At 72.8% G+C, this 18,226-nt stretch carries 21 protein-coding genes; 10 read left to right on the top strand and 11 right to left on the bottom strand.

Going from position 1 to position 18,226, the window contains the following annotated elements:
• Positions 1–7: 7 nt before the first annotated feature.
• Together ACLQ21_RS05650 and ACLQ21_RS05645 are read right to left on the bottom strand one after the other, a co-directional pair.
• Positions 8–847: a hypothetical protein gene (locus ACLQ21_RS05650; RefSeq protein ID WP_425662270.1), complete on the bottom strand. Its 840-nt coding sequence runs from the start codon at positions 845–847 to the stop codon at positions 8–10.
• A 42-nt stretch (positions 848–889) separates the two neighbouring features.
• Positions 890–1,327: an SRPBCC family protein gene (locus tag ACLQ21_RS05645; protein WP_425662269.1), complete on the bottom strand. Its 438-nt coding sequence runs from the start codon at positions 1,325–1,327 to the stop codon at positions 890–892.
• 98 nt (positions 1,328–1,425) lie between these two features.
• Here ACLQ21_RS05645 and ACLQ21_RS05640 point away from each other — a divergent pair, with 98 nt between their 5' ends.
• Positions 1,426–1,890 carry a VOC family protein gene (locus tag ACLQ21_RS05640; protein WP_425662268.1) on the top strand — a complete coding sequence of 155 codons (465 nt, stop codon included), beginning with the start codon at positions 1,426–1,428 and terminating at the stop codon, positions 1,888–1,890.
• 151 nt (positions 1,891–2,041) lie between these two features.
• Here ACLQ21_RS05640 and rocD read toward each other — a convergent pair whose 3' ends face one another.
• Both rocD and ddaH read right to left on the bottom strand, forming a co-directional pair.
• A complete protein-coding gene (rocD, locus tag ACLQ21_RS05635) occupies positions 2,042–3,289 on the bottom strand; it encodes an ornithine--oxo-acid transaminase (RefSeq protein ID WP_425662267.1) in 1,248 nt (415 codons plus the stop codon).
• On the bottom strand, positions 3,286–4,140 hold the full coding sequence (gene ddaH, locus ACLQ21_RS05630; protein WP_425662266.1) for a dimethylargininase: 855 nt from the start codon (positions 4,138–4,140) through the stop codon (positions 3,286–3,288). Before ddaH ends, rocD begins: the two co-directional genes overlap by 4 nt.
• A 91-nt stretch (positions 4,141–4,231) precedes the next feature.
• Between ddaH and ACLQ21_RS05625 the strand changes: the two genes are divergently transcribed.
• Both ACLQ21_RS05625 and ACLQ21_RS05620 read left to right on the top strand, forming a co-directional pair.
• Positions 4,232–4,669 (top strand): Lrp/AsnC family transcriptional regulator, encoded by a 438-nt coding sequence (locus tag ACLQ21_RS05625; protein WP_425662265.1) that lies wholly within the window; start codon positions 4,232–4,234, stop codon positions 4,667–4,669.
• A 26-nt stretch (positions 4,670–4,695) separates the two neighbouring features.
• Positions 4,696–5,115: an NUDIX hydrolase gene (locus ACLQ21_RS05620; RefSeq protein WP_425662264.1), complete on the top strand. Its 420-nt coding sequence runs from the start codon at positions 4,696–4,698 to the stop codon at positions 5,113–5,115.
• Between the two features lie 259 nt (positions 5,116–5,374).
• Here ACLQ21_RS05620 and ACLQ21_RS05615 read toward each other — a convergent pair whose 3' ends face one another.
• Together ACLQ21_RS05615 and ACLQ21_RS05610 are read right to left on the bottom strand one after the other, a co-directional pair.
• On the bottom strand, positions 5,375–6,127 hold the full coding sequence (locus ACLQ21_RS05615; protein WP_425662263.1) for a hypothetical protein: 753 nt from the start codon (positions 6,125–6,127) through the stop codon (positions 5,375–5,377).
• 76 nt (positions 6,128–6,203) lie between these two features.
• Positions 6,204–7,520 (bottom strand): FAD-dependent monooxygenase, encoded by a 1,317-nt coding sequence (locus ACLQ21_RS05610; RefSeq protein ID WP_425662262.1) that lies wholly within the window; start codon positions 7,518–7,520, stop codon positions 6,204–6,206.
• Positions 7,521–7,673: 153 nt separating this feature from the next.
• Between ACLQ21_RS05610 and ACLQ21_RS05605 the strand changes: the two genes are divergently transcribed.
• A complete protein-coding gene (locus ACLQ21_RS05605) occupies positions 7,674–8,978 on the top strand; it encodes a hypothetical protein (RefSeq protein ID WP_425662261.1) in 1,305 nt (434 codons plus the stop codon).
• A gap of 8 nt (positions 8,979–8,986) precedes the next feature.
• Here ACLQ21_RS05605 and ACLQ21_RS05600 read toward each other — a convergent pair whose 3' ends face one another.
• Positions 8,987–9,337, bottom strand: coding sequence for a pyrophosphatase (locus ACLQ21_RS05600; protein ID WP_425662260.1), 351 nt, complete (start codon positions 9,335–9,337; stop codon positions 8,987–8,989).
• Positions 9,338–9,373: 36 nt separating this feature from the next.
• Between ACLQ21_RS05600 and ACLQ21_RS05595 the strand changes: the two genes are divergently transcribed.
• The 3 genes from ACLQ21_RS05595 to ACLQ21_RS05585 all read left to right on the top strand — a co-directional run bounded on the left by ACLQ21_RS05595 (position 9,374) and on the right by ACLQ21_RS05585 (position 11,587).
• The gene (locus ACLQ21_RS05595) at positions 9,374–9,871 is read left to right on the top strand and encodes a beta-class carbonic anhydrase (RefSeq protein ID WP_425662259.1); all 498 of its coding nucleotides are present in this window, start codon (positions 9,374–9,376) and stop codon (positions 9,869–9,871) included.
• Between the two features lie 82 nt (positions 9,872–9,953).
• Positions 9,954–11,120, top strand: coding sequence for a MalY/PatB family protein (locus ACLQ21_RS05590; RefSeq protein ID WP_425662258.1), 1,167 nt, complete (start codon positions 9,954–9,956; stop codon positions 11,118–11,120).
• Positions 11,117–11,587, top strand: a complete 471-nt coding sequence (locus tag ACLQ21_RS05585; RefSeq protein WP_425662257.1) for a GNAT family N-acetyltransferase — start codon at positions 11,117–11,119, stop codon at positions 11,585–11,587. The genes ACLQ21_RS05590 and ACLQ21_RS05585 overlap by 4 nt, the downstream gene beginning before the upstream one ends.
• Positions 11,588–11,607: 20 nt before the next feature.
• On the opposite strand, the gene ACLQ21_RS05580 is transcribed toward ACLQ21_RS05585, so the two are convergent.
• Complete coding sequence (locus ACLQ21_RS05580; protein ID WP_425662256.1) at positions 11,608–12,552, bottom strand: nucleoside hydrolase; 945 nt, start codon at positions 12,550–12,552, stop codon at positions 11,608–11,610.
• A gap of 76 nt (positions 12,553–12,628) precedes the next feature.
• Here ACLQ21_RS05580 and ACLQ21_RS05575 point away from each other — a divergent pair, with 76 nt between their 5' ends.
• Positions 12,629–13,327, top strand: coding sequence for a GNAT family N-acetyltransferase (locus tag ACLQ21_RS05575; protein ID WP_425662255.1), 699 nt, complete (start codon positions 12,629–12,631; stop codon positions 13,325–13,327).
• Positions 13,328–13,331: 4 nt separating this feature from the next.
• Here ACLQ21_RS05575 and ACLQ21_RS05570 read toward each other — a convergent pair whose 3' ends face one another.
• Together ACLQ21_RS05570 and ACLQ21_RS05565 are read right to left on the bottom strand one after the other, a co-directional pair.
• Entirely contained in the window at positions 13,332–13,691 is a 360-nt protein-coding gene (locus ACLQ21_RS05570) for a VOC family protein (RefSeq protein ID WP_425662254.1), read from the bottom strand.
• 82 nt (positions 13,692–13,773) lie between these two features.
• On the bottom strand, positions 13,774–14,610 hold the full coding sequence (locus ACLQ21_RS05565; RefSeq protein ID WP_425662417.1) for a CPBP family glutamic-type intramembrane protease: 837 nt from the start codon (positions 14,608–14,610) through the stop codon (positions 13,774–13,776).
• A 128-nt stretch (positions 14,611–14,738) separates the two neighbouring features.
• Here ACLQ21_RS05565 and ACLQ21_RS05560 point away from each other — a divergent pair, with 128 nt between their 5' ends.
• Both ACLQ21_RS05560 and ACLQ21_RS05555 read left to right on the top strand, forming a co-directional pair.
• Positions 14,739–15,584, top strand: coding sequence for an ABC transporter ATP-binding protein (locus tag ACLQ21_RS05560; protein ID WP_425662253.1), 846 nt, complete (start codon positions 14,739–14,741; stop codon positions 15,582–15,584).
• Positions 15,581–16,888 carry an FtsX-like permease family protein gene (locus ACLQ21_RS05555; RefSeq protein ID WP_425662252.1) on the top strand — a complete coding sequence of 436 codons (1,308 nt, stop codon included), beginning with the start codon at positions 15,581–15,583 and terminating at the stop codon, positions 16,886–16,888. The genes ACLQ21_RS05560 and ACLQ21_RS05555 overlap by 4 nt, the downstream gene beginning before the upstream one ends.
• Positions 16,889–17,000: 112 nt before the next feature.
• On the opposite strand, the gene fgd is transcribed toward ACLQ21_RS05555, so the two are convergent.
• Positions 17,001–17,993: a glucose-6-phosphate dehydrogenase (coenzyme-F420) gene (fgd, locus tag ACLQ21_RS05550; RefSeq protein WP_425662251.1), complete on the bottom strand. Its 993-nt coding sequence runs from the start codon at positions 17,991–17,993 to the stop codon at positions 17,001–17,003.
• Positions 17,994–18,226: the final 233 nt, after the last annotated feature.

The raw sequence follows: 18,226 nt of genomic DNA, 5'->3' as shown, positions 1-18,226 counted from the left end.
CCGGCGGCTAGACCAGTCGTGCTTCCACGATCACGTCGTCGGTGACGCGCACCTGCACGTCGGCGAGCCGGATGCCCGCCGGGAGCTCGGATGCGAGGTCGATGCGGCGGCCCTCGTAGCCCTGGATGCGGCCGCGGGTCGCGGCGAGCATCGCGGCGACGAGCGGGTTGCCGCTCTCGAGCTTGATGTCGGTGAGCGTGACGCCCATGCCGTCGTCGATCGCCGCGTGCGCGCTGCCGTGCACCGTGGCGCCGAGCAGCCCCTTGCGCACCTTGCCGTCGACGATGAGCCGGACGCTGCGGGGGCCGGTCGACTCGACGTCGATCTCGAGCTTCGAGACCGTCACGCCCATGTCGAGGAGCGTCGACTCGGCGAGGCCGAGGATCGCGGCGCCGAGCTGGTGCTTCGGCACCGACACGAGCGCCTGCCCGTGCAGCGGGTGCTCGTCGGTCGGCCGGGCGAGCTCCACGGCCAGCTCGCCGTTGTCGGTCTCGATCCAGCGGAACGGCAGGTCGCGCAGCTGCGCGTCGAGCGTGACCTCGGCGCCCGAGACGCGCATCGGCGACGCTCGCACCGTGAGCTGCCGCAGCACGGCCGCTTCGCGCGAGATCGTCGCGCCCTGCGGCTCGAGCCGCGCGCGGTCGCGATCGACCTCGCCGGCGAGGATGAAGTCGGTCAGGTCGAGGTCGAGGCGCGCGATGTCCGCGCCGTCGAGCTCGGCACTGATGATGGAGGTGCAGGCGATGCCTGCCGGCTCCGCAGCGATCACGAGGGTGCGGATGCGCTTCGCAAGCTGGGCCCCGTCAGTGGGCCGGGGTGCGTGCCCGAGGAGGATGCTCTCTGCCACGCCGCGACCATACTCCGCATTCTTGAGGAAGCCCATTCGGCGTCACAGGGCGGCGCGCATCCCGTGCTCGGCCGACCGCATCACGGCGGCGTGCTGGCGCGCGAACAGGCCGTGCAGCAGCGGGCTCGCGGCACGCAGGACCGGGCCGCGCGCCTCCACCTCCTGGGCGAAGTCGATGCGCGATCCGGCCCGCTCGGGAGTGACGCGCCACGAGCTCCAGCCGTCGAGGTCGCCACGGATCACGGCGCGCAGCTCGCCGGGTCGCTGCACCTCCTCCTCGGTGAGCGTGATCCGCAGACGGTAGCCGAGCGGCGCCCGCACCTCGAGGTCGGCAGTGCGGGCAGCGCCCAGCGAGCCGCCCGTGACGCGCACCGCGGGCCACCACGCGCCGTAGCCGCGGACGTCCTCGAGGAGCGCCAGCACCGCATCCGCCCCCGCGTCGACGTGCCAGGAGTGGTCGAAGCGGTAGTGCGTGCGCATCCGGTCATCATGCTCCCTGGCGGCTCGGAGCGTGCCGGCGTACCGTCGCGGGCATCCGCGGCGTCGCGTCGACGCCTCCATCGAGCAAGGGAACCGGGATGAGCAGCCTCGTCGTCCACTTCGAGATCCACGCGAGCGAGCCGCAGCGGCTCATCGACTTCTACTCGCAGCTGCTGGGCTGGCGGTTCGAGCGCTTCGGCGAGTGGCAGTACTGGTCGATCTCGACCGGTGAGGGGTCGATCGGCATGGACTCCCCCGGCATGGGCATCAACGGCGGCCTCGCGCAGCGCGAGGGACCGGCGCCCGAGGCCGGAGCTCCGATCAATGGCAGCACCATCGTCATCTCGGTCGACGACGTCGACGCGTCGTTCGCCCGGGGGCTCGAGCTCGGCGCCGCCGAGGCGGTGCCGCCCGAGGACCTGGAGGGCGTGGGCCGCGTCGGCTACCTGCGCGACCCCGACGGGAACGTGTTCGGCATGATCTCGGAGGTGCTCAGCGACGGCACGGATGTGCGTGCGCAGTCGGTCGCCGTCGACCCGATGCAGGTGACGCCGGAGCCGTAGGGACCTCCCGCTGGTCGAGTAGCACGCCGATTGCGCCCCACCCTCCGCTGGTCGAGTAGCACGCCGAAGGCGCGCGTATCGAGACCCGAGCACCTCCGTCTCGATACGGCCGCTGCGCGGCCTACTCGACGAACGGAAGGGATGCCCGGCGCTACGCGCCGAGCACCTCGCGGAACTCGCTGATCAGCAGCTCGAGGTCCGCCTCCTCGATGACGATGGGCGGCGCGAGCCGCACCGTCTGGCCGTGCGTGTCCTTCGCGAGGATGCCCCGCTCCAGCAGCCGCAGGCACACGTCGCGCGCGGTGCCGAATGCGGGGTCGATGTCGATGCCGGCCCACAGGCCCGCGCCGCGGACGGCGGTGACCCCGTGCCCGACGAGCTCGGCGAGGCCCGCGTGCAGCCTGGCGCCCAGCTCGCGGGCGCGAGCCTGCATGTCGCCCTCGGCGAGCATCCGCACGACTTCGAGACCCACGGCCGCGGCGAGCGGGTTGCCGCCGAACGTCGACCCGTGCGAGCCGGGCGTCAGCACGCCGAGCACGTCGGCGTTCGCGACGACCGCCGAGACGGGCACGACGCCGCCGCCGAGCGCCTTGCCCAGCAGGTAGACGTCGGGCACGACGCCCTCGTTGTCGCACTGGAACGTCGCGCCGGTGCGGCCGAGGCCCGACTGGATCTCGTCGGCGATGAGGAGCACGCGCTCGCGCTCGGTGATCTCGCGCACCCGCTGCAGGTAGCCGGCCGGCGGCACGAGCACGCCCGCCTCGCCCTGGATCGGCTCGAGCAGCACGGCGGCGGTGTTCGGGGTGATCGCGGCGGCGAGCGCGTCGGCGTCGCCGAACGGCACCCGCACGAAGCCGGGCGTGAAGGGTCCGTAGTCGGCCGTCGCTTCCGGGTCGTCCGAGAACGAGACGATCGTGGTGGTGCGGCCGTGGAAGTTGCCCTCCATCACGATGATCTCGGCCTGCCCGGCGGGCACGCCCTTCACCTGATAGGCCCAGCGACGCGCCACCTTGATGCCCGACTCCACAGCCTCGGCGCCCGTGTTCATCGGCAGCACCATGTCCTTGCCCGCGAGCGCCGCGAGCGCCTCGACGAAGGGCCCGAGCGCCGCGGAGTGGAAGGCACGGCTCGTGAGCGTCACGCGGTCGAGCTGCGCGTGGGCGGCTGCGAGCAGCCGCGGGTTGCCGTGCCCGAAGTTGACGGCCGAATAGGCGGCGAGGCAGTCCAGGTAGCGGCGGCCGTCGACATCGGTCACCCAGGCGCCGGAGGCCTCGACGACCACGATCGGCAGCGGGTGGTAGTTGTGCGCGGCACTCGCCTCGACCTGCGCGATGGCGGCCTGCGTGGCGGCGCTCGGCGCCTCGGACCGCGTCGGCTCGTGCACGATCGTGCCGGTCATCGACGCAGCTCCAGCGTGCAGCACTTGATGCCGCCGCCGCCGCGGAGCAGCTCGGAGAGGTCGAGGCCCACGGTCGCGTAGCCGCGCTCGGTGAGCTGCCGGTCGAAGTCGGCGGCGCGGCCGGCGATGACCATCGTGCGGCCGTCGCCGAAGGAGTTGAGGCCGAGCACGGATGCGTCCTCCTCGGTCACGAGCACGGCGTGCGGGTAGCGGCGCTCGAGCTCGGCCCGGCTGGCGTCGTCGAACGCCGTCGGCAGGTAGGCGATGTTGTCGTCGCCGAGGATCGCGATGGCGGTGTCGAGGTGGTAGAACGCCGGGTCGACGAGGCGGAGGCTCACGACCTCGCGGTCGAAGATGCGGCGCACCTCCTCGTGCGACTCGAGCGAGGTGCGGAAGCCGTGGCCCGCGAGGATGGCGCCGTTCGAGAGCAGGAAGTCGCCCTCGCCCTCGTTGATGTGCTCGGGCTCGTGCACCTCGAAGCCGTTGGCGGCGAACCACTCCATGTACGCGGGGCCCTCGGGCACCCGCTGCTCGTACGTGAACTTCGCGCCGTACGCGTGCCCGTCGAGCGTGAAGCCGCCGTTCGCGGCATAGACCATGTCGTCGAGGCCCGCGATCGGGTCGATGAGCTCGACGTCGAAGCCGAGGCTGACGTACGCGTCGTGGAGGGACTGCCACTGCTCGATCGCGACCGAGGTGCTCGTCGGGATCTCCGGATGCATCCAGGGGTTGATGCGGTAGCTGACAGTGAAGTGCTCGGGGCGGCACATCAGCACCGTCTTGTGCACGGCGGAACGGGTCGTGGGGGATGCGGTCTCGGGGCGCGCAATGATGGTCGTCTCAGGCTGCATACGGCCATGCTCGCAAAGAATCGACGCCAGGGTGACCGTCCCAGCGCGGGTTTTTTGCAGGGGACCCCCTCCGGGCCGTAGTTTCGTGCACATGGACCGCATCGACCACGGCATCATCGACCAGCTCCGCCTCAACGCCAGGGCCGGCTACGCCGACATCGGCAACGAGGTGGGGCTCTCGGCGTCCGCGGTCAAGCGACGCATCGACCGGCTCGTCGCCGACGGCGTCATCCGCGGCTTCACGGTGCAGGTCGATCCGGCCGTCGAGGGGCTCGCGACCGAGGCCTACGTCGAGCTCTTCTGTCGCGGCACCGTCTCGCCCAAGGATCTCAAGCGCATCCTCTCTGGCGTTCCCGAGATCGTCGAGGCAGGCACCGTCACCGGCGAGGCGGATGCGTTCGTCATCATGCGCGCGCGCGACGTCATCGCGCTCGAGGACGCGCTCGAGAAGGTGCGCGCAGCCTCGAGCGTCGACCACACGCGCTCGGCCATCGTGCTGTCGAAGCTCATCACGCGCAACGCCGGCTGAGACCGGGCACCGCCTAGCCTGGTCGCATGCGCGTCATCACGGTCTCGGCGATCTGCTTCGAGCGCGAGGACGGCGCCGTGCTGACCGTGCGCAAGCGCGGCACGGCCTCGTGGATGCTGCCCGGCGGCAAGCCCGAGGGCGGCGAGAGCGCCGCCGAGTGCGCGGTGCGCGAGGTGCTCGAGGAGCTGGGCGTCGAGATCGCGCTCGACCGGATCGAGCGGCTGGGCGAGTTCGAGACGCGCGCCGCCAACGAGGCGGGGTTCGCGCTGCACGCGAGCGTCTTCCGCACGCGCGACGCGATCGCGCCGGAGCCGCGCGCCGAGATCGAGGCGCTGCGCTGGATCGACCCGGCGGCCGGCATCGACGACGAGGCGGAGGCGCCGCTCAACCGCGAGCTGGTCTTCCCGATGCTGCTCGCGGAACGGGCGCTGAAGCCCCGGCCGTGAACGAGAAGGGGGCCCGACCGTCGTGGTCGGGCCCCTCTTGCATCAACGGCAGCGTCTCCGCTGCCCGGAGAGCCTCGCTCCATGTTCGAGGATCCCGCTCGCATCCCGGATCGCTCCGAGATCCTGTCTGGCCCGATTCCCCTCGGCCTTTCGGCGTCGGGCCCCAGCCGGGCCGTTGCCCAACGGTAGGCGCCGCTCCTAGCAATGCGCGATGGGGAGAACTACCCATGCCTGAGAACCGGCGCGCCTGCCGCGTCCTTCACCGCTCGGCCGGGTCGCGCAGGAAGGCGGGCGGGTCGACCGTGGGCCGGCGCGGCCGGTAGCGGCGCCACGCGTCGCGGTACCCCAGGTAGCCCAGCCGCATGACGGTGAGCGCGCACACCAGGCCGACGGCGACGCCGACCGCGACCGCCCAGCCGACCGCGCCGGTCGCGGTGACGACGAGCGCGCCGGCGAGCAGCCCGTCGACGCAGCCGTTCACGACGAGGATCAGCACCATCGAGCTCGCGAAGAGGTGATTCGTGGCGCTGCGGCGGGCGATGAACGAGTAGGTCTGATCCATCCCGGCCTCGTCGTCGGTGACGGATGCGAGGAAGTACTGGGCCACCTGCGGGTCGAGATCGACGTAGCCGCCGCGCAGCCGGTTCATCGCGACGACGTACATCATGTCCTCCGCGCCGACGTTCATCACGCGCAGCTGCGTCATGAAGCCGATGACGGCGAGGAACGCGAGGATGCCGAGCATGGCCGGGGAGAACCAGTCCGTGTAGCCGGACGCCTGGCCGAGCAGCCCGATCGTCACGAGGCCCGCGGACACGAGGGTCAGGAAGATCGTGATGCGCGTGAGCACCTCGCTCTGCGCGGTGCTGCGCGCGGCGAGGAGCCCCCAGTGCTCGGTCGCCAGGATCTGGGCGCGCCTCGCCAGCGCGGCGTCCGACTCCGTGCGGGCACCGGCATCCGCTCTGCTGCCGGCGCCCTCCGGTGGAGGGCCGGCGACCGGGTCGTCGGCCATGGCTCATTGTCCGTCTGTTGGCGCGCGGCCACCAGGGCCCGCGTGCCGACGGGGTCCGCGTGCCGGCGGGGTCCGGTCAGTCCGTGTGCCGGGGCGAGCGCCAGCCGAGCATCCAGTCGCCGGCGACCTCGGCGAGCATCGTCGGCATGAGATTGAACGCGCCGTTGCGGGCGGCGACGAGCACGGGGTTGCGCGCCCGCATGGTCGTGCGCGCCAAGCGGAGCGAGCGCTGCTGGAAGCGCTGCGTGCGGCCGACGCGCTCGCGGTCATACCGCCGCAGCGCCTCGTCGAGCGAGTGGTCCTCGAGCAGGATGCCGAGGGTCGCGGCGTCCTCGAGCGTCAGGTTGCCGCCCTGGCCGAGCGTCGGGAGCATCGCGTGGGCGGCGTCGCCGAGCAGCACGACGCCGGGGCGGTGGAAGCTGCGCAGCCGGGTGGCGAGCGACCACAGGTCGCGGCGCACGATCGCGGCCTGCGGGGTCGCGGCGATGTGGTCGCGCACCTCCGGTGCCCAGGTGTCGAAGCGGGCACGAGCGGCCTCTACCTCGTCGCGCGACGTGCTGCCCATGCGCGCGTGCGCCATGCCCCACCAGTAGACGCGGCCCCCGTCGATGGGCTCCATGCCGAACTCGGCGCCGCGGCCGAGGTACTGCCGCACGCCCCCTGGGGAGTCGGCCTCGGCCTGCAGCACGCCGTACCAGCACGTGGCGCCCGAGTAGTCGGTGCGCGCCTTCGGCCACAGCGCCTTGCGCACCGCCGAGTCGATGCCGTCGGCGCCGACGATGAGGTCGGCCTCGATCGACTCGAATCGGGCCTCCTCGACGGCCCGCACCTGCGCTCGGCTCGCGCGCGACTCCGCCCGGCGGTCGATGGGCTCGTCCCCGGGCTCGAGCGCGCGGTGGATGCGTCGGCCCAGCTTGGTCCCGCGCGCCCTGTCGCGGCGGCGCTGCCGCTCGTCGCGCGCGACGGCCGAGTCGGGGTCGGCGGCGCCGTGCTCGATCGTGACGCTCGGGCGGCCCTTGGCGCCGTCCGTGACGCCGACCACGCGCATGCCGGTCTCGACCTCACGGCCGTCGCGCAGCGCATCCAGCAGGGTCGAGCGGTGGATCGCGTGCACGGCGCTCGAGTCGAGCTGGAAGCCGTGGTGGAGCGGCGAGCCCTGATCGGTGAAGACGCCCTCGGGCATCGCGCGGACGGCGCGCTCGCGCACCGCGTCGCCGACGCCGAGCTCGTCGAGCGCGGCGAGGCCGTTCTCCGTGATGCTGATGCCCGCACCGAGGCTGCGCACGGTGGGGGCCGCCTCGAGCACCCGCACCTGCCAGCCGGCGGCCTCGAGGCCACGGGCGGCGGCGAGGCCGCCGAGTCCTGCACCGACGATGATGGCGGTCTGCGTCATGCCCGCAGGCTACCGCCGCGGGCTGAAGGGCGCTGGGGTCGTTCGCGCGGGATCGCGGACGAACATCCGTCTTCCTCTTCCGCTGATCGTCCGGTGGGAGCAGGATCGGTCCACTGGCCCGGCGTGCGCGTGGGCCCCTGGACGGGAGATCTCATGCGAGCAGCGATCAGCGGCGCGGCGATCACGGCGATGGCGGGGGCGGTGCTGCTCGGCGCACCGGCTGCGAGCGCGAGCGGCGTGCCGGTGTGCGAGGTCGTCACGATGGCGCAGCCGTCGAACGGCCAGGGCGGCACCGTCACCGAGCTCGAGTACGTGCTGGGATTCGGCACCGTCTACGCCGGCGGTGTGCACGTGCAGGGCGCCGACGGGTCGGTCAGCCAGCAGCCCGTGGTCTGGCGCGGCATCGACGGGGAGCCGCGCCGCGTCGGCCCGCAGGGCATGGATGGCGTCGTGCACGAGGTTCGGCTCTCGGGCCGGGTCAGCGGGTGGAGCATCGACCCGCAGGGGCGCGAGTACGCGTGGGTGCAGAGTCTGCGCACCGGTCGCCTCAGGATGCTCGATGTGGGGGTCACCGAGCGCTTCTGGGTGCAGCACATCAACGATCGAGGCGCGGCGGCCGGGAGCGTGTGGATCAGCGACACCGAGACCGAGGCGCGCATCTGGGAGCCCGGCGCTCCCGGGTCGGGTCGGGCGCTGCCCCACGACGCGCTCGACGCTCAGGCGTGGGACATCACGAACGACGGCCGGGTCGCCGGCTCCGTCGGGCTCGGCGAGTTCCGGTATCAGGCCGTCACCTGGTCTGCGGATGGCACGCTGACGCGGTTGGCGAGCAACCCCGGGTCGGTCGTCGACACCTCCGCCCGGCTCATCAACGAGCGCGGGGAGGCGGCCGGCCACGCCCTGTGGGGCGATCAGTTCACCGGCCACTACGAAGCCGCCCGTTGGCGCACCCCGACGGAGCTGGAGTCGCTCGGGCTCCTGCCCGACGGCGGCTTCAGCGCCGCGCTGGGGCAGTCGGAGGGCGGTTGGATCGTCGGCGTCGCCGAGCACTGGGACCCGGGCGGCGCCGAACCGGACCTCGGTCCCGGCATCCACGCCGTGCTGTGGACGGACGAGGTAGACCACGTGCGCGTGCTGCCGAGCCCGCACGCGGTCGCGAACGGCATCGACGACTGGCGGCAGTGGCAGAGCTCCGGCGCGTACGCCGTCGACACCCGCCTCGACCAGGTGGGCGGGAGCGCGCAGTCGGCGCTGCCCGGCGACGCGTTCCGCTTCGACCCCGTCGTGTACCTGCACGCGAGCCAGTGCGGGGAGCGGGTGCCCACGACCCACACGGCGCACTGGGAGCAGCCGCCGCCGGGGACGACTGCGGCGCCGACGGGCGCGACACAGGCGGTGTCGCCGCGCCCGGAGGGCTACGACCGGGCGGCGATCGAGGAGCGCGTCAGCGACCGGTGACGCGCGGGTCAGTCCCGGGCCGGCGCATCCGCCTCGCCCGCCCTCTGCGACACCCGTCGGTCCCAGACCAGCCACTTCTCGTCGATCGCCTGCTCGATGTCGACGCCGGTGGCCTCCGCGAGCGCCAGCAGCATGCCGACCGCGTCCGCGAGCTCGAGGGCGAAGCGGCGGTCGATCTCCGCGGGCGAGTGCCCCTTGTCGCGCTGCCGGCCCGTCTTGGCGAGCCAAGCCTGCACGACCTCGCCGACCTCCTCCTGCAGCTTCAGCACGAGCCAGTCGGCATCGCGCTCGAAGCCGTAGACGTCGGCGTACCGGCGCGAGATCGCGTCGATCTGGCGGGCGGTGGCGCGGATGTCCATGCGATCCATGCTGTCAGAGGGCCGTAGATTGTGAGCATGGAATCCCCCTTCGACGACCTCCTCGCACACAACCGGGAGTTCGCCTCCTCTTTCGACCTGCAGGGCTTCGACGGTGTCGCGAAGGCGGGCGTCGCCATGGTGACGTGCATGGACTCGCGGATCGATCCGCTCGGCATGATCGGGCTCGTGCCCGGCGACGCGAAGATCCTCCGCAATCCCGGTGGCCGCGCCACCGAGCGCACGCTGGTCGCGCTCGTGCTGGGGGTCAACCTGCTCAACGTCGACCGCGTGCTGCTCGTGCAGCACACGCGGTGCGCGATGGCCTCCAAGTCGGAGCGCGAGCTGCTCATGGACATCTCCGCGGCGGCGGGCGTCGACGCGTCGTGGCTCGACCTCGGCGCGATCGAGCAGCAGCGGCTCTCGATCATCGAGGACGTGCATCGCGTGCGCTCGCACCCGCTCATCGGCGACCGGGCGCAGGTCGGCGGCTTCCTCTACAACGTCGACTCTGGCCTCCTCGAGCAGGTCGCCTGACCTCTCGACCGGGTCGTCGGTATCGCGAGGTGATCGTGGCCTCGCAGTACCAACGAGCCGGTCGAGACCGCAGTATGGGGACATGAACCCCTTCGAGCAGGTGCCGCTGGCCGAACTCCGCGAGCGGACCAGCATCAAGTGGCGGTTCTTCGAGCCCGACGTGCTGCCGATGTGGGTGGCCGAGATGGACGTGCTGCCCGCCGAGCCCATCACCGAGGCGGTGCACGCGGCGATGCTGCGGGGCGACACCGGCTACCCGCACGGCACCGGCTACGCCGAGGCGTTCGGCCGCTTCGCCGAGGACCGCTGGGGCGCGCGCGTCGACGTCGCCCGCACCGCGCTCGTGAGCGACGTCATGATGGGCGCGTTCGAGCTCATCCGCCTGCTGACACCGCCCGGTGGCTCCGTGATCGTGACGAGCCCCGTGTACCCACCGTTCCACGCCTACTCCGCGCACGCGGAGCGGCACGTGGTCGAGGCGCCGCTCGGCGCCGACCTGCGGCTCGACCTGGCGGCGATCGAGGATGCGTGCACGCGCGTCACGAGCACGGGCGCCGTGCTGCTGCTGTGCAACCCGCACAACCCGACCGGCACCGTGCACACACGCGCGGAGCTCGAGTCGCTCGCCGAGATCGCCGCCCGTCACGGCGTGCGCGTCATCTCCGACGAGGTGCACGCGCCGCTGCTGTTCGACGCGACGTTCACGCCCTACTGGACCGTCGACGCCCGCGGCCTCTCGCTCACGAGCGCCTCGAAGGCGTTCAACCTCGCGGGGCTGCGCACGGCGCTGATCGTCGGGGGCGCCGAGACCGCCGACGACCTCGCGGGCATCGCCGAGGTCGTGAGCCATGGCCCCTCGCACATCGCGTCGATCGCGCACATCGCGGCGTTCGACGACGGCCGGGACTGGCTCGACGCGGTGCTCGGCGGGCTGCGCGAGAACCGCGCGCTGCTCGCGCGGCTGCTCGCGGAGCACGCACCCACGATCCGCTGGCGTCCGGGCGAGGCGACCTTCCTGGCCTGGCTCGACTGCCGCGGCACGCGGGTCGCCGACCCGGGCACGAGCGCCGACGCCGGCTACATCGGCCTCTCGACCGGCCCGGCGAAGGCCTTCCTCGAGCAGGCGCGCGTCGGCCTGAGCGCCGGCGAGGCGTTCGGCACCGGCGGCGAGAACCACGTGCGCTTCAACCTCGGCACGCGCCCCGACGTCGTCGAGGACGCGGTCAGGCGGATGGGCGCGGTCGCGTGACGATCTCGCTCCGGCCGCTCGCCGACGCCGACCTCGACGACGTGCACCGCTGGGAGAGCGATCCCGACGCCACCGCGATGGCCGCCTTCACGCGCGAGGACCCGACGGATCGCGCCGCGTTCGACGCGCACTACCGGCGCGTGCGCGCGGACCCGACGAACCTGCTGCTCGTCATCGAGGACGACGGGCGGCTCGTCGGCACGATCTCGAGCTTCACGATCGACGGCGAGCGCGAGGTGAGCTACTGGATCGACCCGGAGCGCTGGGGTCGCGGCATCGCCTCGGCGGCGCTGCGGCTCTTCCTCGACCGCGAGCTGGAGCGGCCGCTCCACGCGCGGACCGCCGCGCACAACCTCGCCTCGGCTGCCGTGCTGCGCCGGGCAGGCTTCGTGCGGATCGGCACCGAGACCTCGTGGGCGCCGGGCGTCGGCAGGGACGTCGTCGAGCACATCCACCGGCTCGACTGACGCCGCTCGACCGACGCCGCTCAGGCGGAGGCGAGCAGGTCGACCATGCGCTCCTCGAAGCCCGGCTCGACCTCCATCACCACGCGATGGCGCGCGCCCTCGCGATCGGGCCAGGTGCCCCACTCGCCCTCGAGCCGCGTGACCGTCCTGCCGCGCGCGGGGCCGTCGCTGCAGTCGACCGTCACGTCGACGATGGGCGACAGCGTCGTGCGCACGAGGCCGGTCGCGACCGCGAGCGCCAGGGCGTCGTGGTTGCCGGAGGCGCGCTCGCCCGTGTAGCCCTCGTAGTACGCGAGGTAGAAGTCGAGGATCGCCGACGAGAAGCGGCCCACCGCTCCCCCGGCCGCGAGGCGCTCGCGGTGCGCGTCGGTGACGAGCGACGTCATCGTCACGTCGAGCCCCACCATCGTCAGCTCCCACGGCGCGTCGAACACGACCTGAGCGGCCTCCGGGTCGTGCCAGATGTTGGCCTCGGCCGTCTCGCTGACGTTGCCGGGCGCGAGCGCCGCACCGCCCATGATCGTGACCTGGCGGATGCGCTCCGGCAGCGTGGGATCGGCGTCGAGCGCGGCCGCGAGGTTCGTCAACGGCCCGACCGCGACGATCTCGAGCGCGCCGGCGTGCGCGTGGCTGAGCCGCAGCATCAGCTCGACCGCGCTCTCCGGCGCGAGGGTCGGCACGTGGGTCACGTCGGCGCATCCGCCGAGGCCGTCGTCGCCGTGCACTTCGGGCGAGAAGACGGCGGCCGTGCCTCGCCGGGGACCGGCGGCACCGACGGCGACCGGCACGTCGCCGTGGCCCGCGAGCCGCAGCACCTCCGAGGTGTTGCGAGCGCCCTGGTCGACGTCGACGTTGCCCCACGTGATGGTGCAGCCGACGAGATCGATCTCGTTCGAGAGCGCGGCGGTGAAGATGGCGAGGGCGTCGTCGATGCCCGTGTCGACGTCGAGCAGCACGGTGGTCACGCTGTCGAGCCTAGGACCGGCGACCGGTGGCGCGAGCCTCTCGCGTGACGCGGGTGGGAGGACGACACTGGTCGCCATGAGGCGACTGCCGGATCTGCCGCAGCGGGCGCGCATGCAGCTGCGGGCGGCGTGGGCGGAGGCGGTCGGAGTGCCGATCAACGCCTTCGAGGGCGAGGGCATCACGTGGGTGCCGCGCGAGGACCTGGCTTCGGTCGTCGTCGTCGAGCTGGGCACCGCGATGGCCGTCGCGGCGCCGCAGCGCGCGCTCGCGGTGCTCGAGACCCAGCACCGTCCGACGCTGCGGGATGCGTCCGCGATCGCGGCGGCGCTGCCCGGCTCGCTCCCGGTCGGCTCGGCGCACCTGCTCTTCACCGGCATCCGCCCGGCTGCGCCTGTGCACGCGGTCGTGCCGGGTGACGACCGGGACCTCGTGAAGGTGCGCGCGGCGGTCGTGGAGGACGAGTGGTCGGAGGCGGGCGTCGAGCCGATGGAGCGGCACTGGGCGGTGCGCGACGGCCGTGAGCCGCTCGCGGTCGCCGGCTACCAGCGCTGGCACACGACGATCGCGCACATCGGCGTGGTCGCGGCCACCGGGCATCGCGGCCGCGGCTACGCCGCCGCCGCGGCGACCGGCGCGGTGTGCGCCGCGATCGATGCGGGGCTCATCGCGCAGTGGCGCAGCCGCGTCGGCAACGCCGCGTCGCTGCGGCTCGCCGACCGGCTCGGCTTCACGCGCATCGGCACGCAGTCGGCCGTATCGCTGGCGCCGCGCTGACGCCTCAGCTCGAGCAGAGGCAGAACGGGTGGCCCGCCGGGTCGAGGAAGACGCGGAACGTCTCACCCGGCTGGGTGCCGTGCTTCGTCGCGCCGAGCCCGAGGACGGCCCGTTCGCCCTCGTCGAGGTCGTCGACGACCACGTCGAGGTGCATCTGCTGCGGGTGCTCCTGGCCGGGCCAGTCGGGCGCCGAGTACTGCTCGACCTGCTGGAAGCAGATCATCTGGCCGTAATCGGCCTGGATCTCGACCCAGTCGTCGTCGGAGCGGTTGACGGGCCAGTCGAGCAGCGCGCTGTAGAAGCGCGCCAGCGCGTCGGCGTCGGGGCAGTCGATGACGAGCGTCGGAAAGCGTGCGATGGCCATGGCCGCGACGCTACATCCTCAACGTCGCCGGTGGTCGCGCATCCGCCATGCGGTGCTCAGCCACCACCCGCGACGTTGAGGATCAGAAGCCGTGGATGAGGGGGAAGATCGGCAGCGCCTCCTGATGGTGCGCGTGCACGATCACGAGGAACACCACCGCATCGAACAGCAGGTGCACCGTGACGACGTAGAACAGGTTCTTCGTCCACGAGAAGATCGCGCCCTGCACGAGCGCGAAGGGGATCGTCAGCAGCGGTCCCCACGACTGGTAGCCCAGCTCCCACAGGAACGACACGAAGATCGCCGCTTGCAGCAGGTTCGCGAGCCACGGCCGGAAGTGACGCATCAGCAGCGTGTAGACGGTGCAGATGAAGAACAGCTCGTCCCACAGCCCCACCGCGTTCACGCCCATGAAGAGCCGACCGATCATGTCCCACTCGGCGACCGGCGGCCAGTTGCGGTAGACGCCGGAGGTGAGGAAGTAGAACGGCAGGATCAGGTAGGCCGCGAACACCACGACGACCAGGTACGTCCACATGCGCCGCGACCAGCGCCCGCCCTTCCACGGGAAGCGCACCGCGTGGTCGCGGTACACCCAGCGCGAGATCGAGTACGGGATGAGCACCGCGCCGCCGAGCGCGATCGTGAAGCGCAGGATGCCCTCGTTCGAGATGTCGGCGTGCAGCGAGATCATGCTGATCCAGGCGAGCGCGATCGCGATGATCGCGAGGTCCTGGCCGAGCTTCGAGGAGCGGCCGGCGCGATCGGTGAGGATGCCGCCGATGACGCCGGCGATGAGCGGCACGTAGCCCCAGTCGGTCATCGCCCAGAACAGCAGGATCGCGCCGAGCGAGACGAGCGCCGCCGGGATGATGGCGACCGGATGCGTCCGGGTGCCCTCGGCGCTGATGCTCGGCATGGCGATCGTCACGCCACCAGCCTACGGACGACCACCTGTCAGCCCAGCGGATGATCCTGCATCCGCCTGCCGATGCAAAGGCGCCGGAATCGGTCGGATGCGGCGGTCGGCGATGCTCGGATGGTCGCATGCAGACCAACAGACTCGACGCCCAGCGGCTCACGCACACCTACGGACAGGGCGAGGCCGCCGCCCCGGCGCTCGCCGACGTCTCCCTCACGATCGGCGCGGCGGGCCCTGAGGCCGTCGCGATCATGGGCCCCTCCGGGTCCGGCAAGTCGACGCTCCTCCACGTGCTCGCCGGCATCATCGCGCCCGCGGAGGGCACGGTCGTCTGGCGCGGCCGCGACCTCGCGACGATGCGCGACGGGGAGCGCACGAAGCTGCGCCGCAGCGACTTCGGCTTCGTCTTCCAGTCGGGGCAGCTGCTCCCGGAGCTCCCCGCGGTCGAGAACGTGGCGCTGCCGCTCATGCTCGGCGGCGGCTCGCGGTCGGCGGCGGAGGCGCAGGCCGGTGCGCTGCTGCACCGGTTGGGCCTCGGCGGCATGCTGGCTCGCCGCCCCGGCGAGCTCTCGGGTGGCCAGGCGCAGCGCGTCGCCATCGCTCGCGCGCTCGTCGGCTCGCCCGGCATCGTCTTCGCCGACGAGCCCACCGGCGCGCTCGACCGCGGCACGGGCGGCGCGGTCATGAGCCTGCTCATCGGCGCGACCCTCGGCCACGGCGCCTCGCTCGTCGTCGTCACGCACGACCCGGAGGTCGCATCCGCGTGCTCGCGAATCGTCCGCCTGGAGGACGGCCGCATCGTCAGCGACGAGCGTGCGGCGGATGCGGCGGCCCCCGGTGGGGCGGGACCGGATGTGGCGGCAGCGCTCCCCACGGTGCACTCCTATGGCGCGGCGGTCGCCGAGCAGCGGGTCGCGAACCCGATGCCCGGCGCAGCAGCGCAGCAGCCGTGGATCGAGGTCTCGCGATGACCGCCCTGCGGCTGTGGGCGAGGCTCGCCCGCGCGACCGGCCCGCGCGCCACCGACGTGCTGAGCGCGATCGCCTTCGCTTTCGCGACCGCCGCGCTGCTCGCGGTGCTCGGCGGCGTGAACGCGTTCCGCATGCGGCTCGAGACCGGGGCCGTCGACCCCGTGGACGGCGGCATCGTGCTCACGCTCGCGTTCGTCGCGGCGGCGCTGCTGCTGCCGGCGGTGTGGACGCTCGCGCAGGCGGCCGTCCGGCTCGCGGTCGCGCGCCGCGACGACCGGCTCGCCGCGCTCCGCCTCGCGGGGGCGACGCGCGGCCAGGTGACCGCGATGGCCGTGCTCGACGCGCTCGCGCAAGCGATCGTCGGCGTGCTCGTGGGCGCGGGGCTCGCGCTCGCCGTGACGCCCGCCATCGCGCGCATCGAGTTCCAGGGCATGCCGTTCACCGTCGCCGAGCTGCTGCCGCCCGCTTGGGTCTGGCTCGCGGCAGCGGGAGCGGTCATCGCGATCGCGCTGGCGGCGGCGCTCGCCTCGCTGCGCCGCGTGCACGTGACGCCGCTCGGCGTCGCGCAGCGCGTCCGCGGCAAGCGGCTCTCGCTCTGGCGCATCGCCGGCTTCGGCCTCGCTGCCGCCGCCTACGTCGCCGTGGTGGTGCTCGACCTCATCCCGCTCGAGATGACCTTCTCGATCGCGCTGCTGTCGATCGTCGTGCTCTCGTACTCCCTCATCGGACCGCTCGTCATCCAGGGCGTCGCGTGGCTCGTGGCGAAGGGCGCGCGGCGCCCCGCGACCCTGCTCGCCGCCCGGCGCGTCGTCGACGACCCGCGCGGCGCGTTCAACATCGTCGGCGCGATGGCGATCGCCGTGATGGCCGGCGGCTTCGCGTCGCTCGCTCCCGTCATGGCGGCCCCCGGCGACGCGCTGGCCGTCGACATGGCGACGGGCGCGGCGCTCACGATCGCGATCGCGGCGCTGCTGGGTGCCGTGCTCGCCGGCATCGCGCAGTCGGCGAAGGTGCTCGACCAGCGACGCGAGCACCAGGCGATGCACCGGATGGGCGTCGACCTGCCGGTCATGCGGGCAGCGCTCGTGCGGCAGGTCACCATCCCGCTGCTCGTGGGCGTCGGCGGCGCCGCGGCGGTCGCGCTGCTGCTGATCCTGCCGATGTTCATGTTCTGGATCCAGAGCCCCGCCTCGGTGATCACCTGGGTGCTGCTCACGCTCGGCGCCGTCGTGGCGACGCTCGGGGCGACGGCCGCGGCGCTGCCGCTCGTGCGGCGCGTCGCGACGGCCGGCTCCGCTGCCTGAGGCGCCGGGGCATCCGCTCGGGGACCCCTTCCACCGTTCGGGACCTGGTGCACCGGGTCCCGAACGGTGGAAGGGGTCCCCGTGGCGGCGGTGCTGGCGAGCAGCTGAGCGGTCAGCGCGGCGGCAGCAGCGGCAGCACGTCCTCCGAGAACTGCTCGAGGAAGCGCCGCTGGTCGTGGCCCGGGCCGTGGAACACCAGGTGGGTGAAGCCGAGCTCGACGTAGTGGGCGATCGCGCCCGCGACGGCCGACGCATCCGCACCCACGATCCACCGCTTCGCGACCTGCTCGATCGGCAGCTCGTCGGCGAGCCGCTGCATCTCGATGGGGTCGTGCACCGCGTGCTTCTGCTCCTGCGTGAGCGACAGCGCCGCCCAGAAGCGGGTGTTCGCGAGCGCGGCATCGGCGTCGCGGTCGTACGACACCTTGATCTCGATCATCCGGTCGACCTCGGCGGAGTCGCGGCCCTGCTGCGCGAGGCCCTCCTCGAGCGAGGCGACGATCGTGTCGCGGTAGTAGTCGTCGCCCTTGCCGGACGTGCAGATGTGGCCGTCCGCGAAGCGCGCGGCGTACTTGGTGGTGGCGGGCCCGCCGCCGGCGACGTAGATGGGGATGGGCGTGTCGGGTCGGTCGTAGATCGTCGCGCCGGTGGTGCGGTAGTAGTCGCCCTCGAACTCGACGCGCTCCTCTCGCCACAGCTGCTTGATGAGCCGCACCGCCTCGCGGAGGCGCGCGAAGCGCTCCTTGAGCTCGGGGTACTCGACGCCGATGATCTGCTCGTTGAGCGCCTCCCCCGTGCCGATGCCCAGGATGAGGCGACCCGGGTGCACCTGCCCCAGCGTCGCGAACTGCTGCGCGACGACCGCCGGGTGGTAGCGGAGCGTCGGGGTGAGCACCGAGGTGCCGAGCACGATCGACGACGTGCGCTCGAGCGCCATGCCGAGCCACGCGACCGCGTTCGGCGCGTGGCCGCCCTCGTGCCGCCAGGGCTGCAGGTGGTCGGAGATGAACGCGCTGTCGAGCCCGGCCTGCTCGGCGAGCTGCACGAGCTCGAGCAGCTCGGCGGGGGCGAACTGCTCGGCGCTGGCCTTGTATCCGTACCGCATGGGAGCCAGTCAAGCACTCCGGCCGCCACCCCCGCTGGTTGAGCCGGTCCGCGCGCGCAGCGCGCTGAGCGTGTCGAAACCACTGCGCGGGTCGGGTTGGTTTCGACACGCTCAGCGCCTTCGGCGCGGAGCGGCTCAACCAGCGGGTGCGGCGGCGGCGCGGAGCGGCTCAACCAGCGGAAGAGGGCGCGAGTGGCGCAACCAGCGGTGGGCAGAGGCGAGGGGCGGGGGCG

Source organism: Agrococcus sp. DT81.2 (genome assembly GCF_049844935.1).
Taxonomy (GTDB): Bacteria; Actinomycetota; Actinomycetes; order Actinomycetales; family Microbacteriaceae; genus Agrococcus.
The sequence above is the reverse complement of the archived record's forward strand: the minus strand, read 5'-3'. Positions and strand labels throughout refer to the sequence as shown.

Coding starts and splice junctions, on each gene's coding strand:
- ACLQ21_RS05645 (WP_425662269.1), bottom strand. CDS start 1,327: ATGCGCACGCACTACCGCTTCGACCACTCCTGGCACGTCGACGCGGGG.
- ACLQ21_RS05640 (WP_425662268.1), top strand. CDS start 1,426: ATGAGCAGCCTCGTCGTCCACTTCGAGATCCACGCGAGCGAGCCGCAG.
- rocD (WP_425662267.1), bottom strand. CDS start 3,289: ATGACCGGCACGATCGTGCACGAGCCGACGCGGTCCGAGGCGCCGAGC.
- ddaH (WP_425662266.1), bottom strand. CDS start 4,140: ATGCAGCCTGAGACGACCATCATTGCGCGCCCCGAGACCGCATCCCCC.
- ACLQ21_RS05625 (WP_425662265.1), top strand. CDS start 4,232: ATGGACCGCATCGACCACGGCATCATCGACCAGCTCCGCCTCAACGCC.
- ACLQ21_RS05620 (WP_425662264.1), top strand. CDS start 4,696: ATGCGCGTCATCACGGTCTCGGCGATCTGCTTCGAGCGCGAGGACGGC.
- ACLQ21_RS05615 (WP_425662263.1), bottom strand. CDS start 6,127: ATGGCCGACGACCCGGTCGCCGGCCCTCCACCGGAGGGCGCCGGCAGC.
- ACLQ21_RS05610 (WP_425662262.1), bottom strand. CDS start 7,520: ATGACGCAGACCGCCATCATCGTCGGTGCAGGACTCGGCGGCCTCGCC.
- ACLQ21_RS05605 (WP_425662261.1), top strand. CDS start 7,674: ATGCGAGCAGCGATCAGCGGCGCGGCGATCACGGCGATGGCGGGGGCG.
- ACLQ21_RS05600 (WP_425662260.1), bottom strand. CDS start 9,337: ATGGACATCCGCGCCACCGCCCGCCAGATCGACGCGATCTCGCGCCGG.
- ACLQ21_RS05595 (WP_425662259.1), top strand. CDS start 9,374: ATGGAATCCCCCTTCGACGACCTCCTCGCACACAACCGGGAGTTCGCC.
- ACLQ21_RS05590 (WP_425662258.1), top strand. CDS start 9,954: ATGAACCCCTTCGAGCAGGTGCCGCTGGCCGAACTCCGCGAGCGGACC.
- ACLQ21_RS05575 (WP_425662255.1), top strand. CDS start 12,629: ATGAGGCGACTGCCGGATCTGCCGCAGCGGGCGCGCATGCAGCTGCGG.
- ACLQ21_RS05570 (WP_425662254.1), bottom strand. CDS start 13,691: ATGGCCATCGCACGCTTTCCGACGCTCGTCATCGACTGCCCCGACGCC.
- ACLQ21_RS05565 (WP_425662417.1), bottom strand. CDS start 14,610: ATGCCGAGCATCAGCGCCGAGGGCACCCGGACGCATCCGGTCGCCATC.
- ACLQ21_RS05560 (WP_425662253.1), top strand. CDS start 14,739: ATGCAGACCAACAGACTCGACGCCCAGCGGCTCACGCACACCTACGGA.
- ACLQ21_RS05555 (WP_425662252.1), top strand. CDS start 15,581: ATGACCGCCCTGCGGCTGTGGGCGAGGCTCGCCCGCGCGACCGGCCCG.
- fgd (WP_425662251.1), bottom strand. CDS start 17,993: ATGCGGTACGGATACAAGGCCAGCGCCGAGCAGTTCGCCCCCGCCGAG.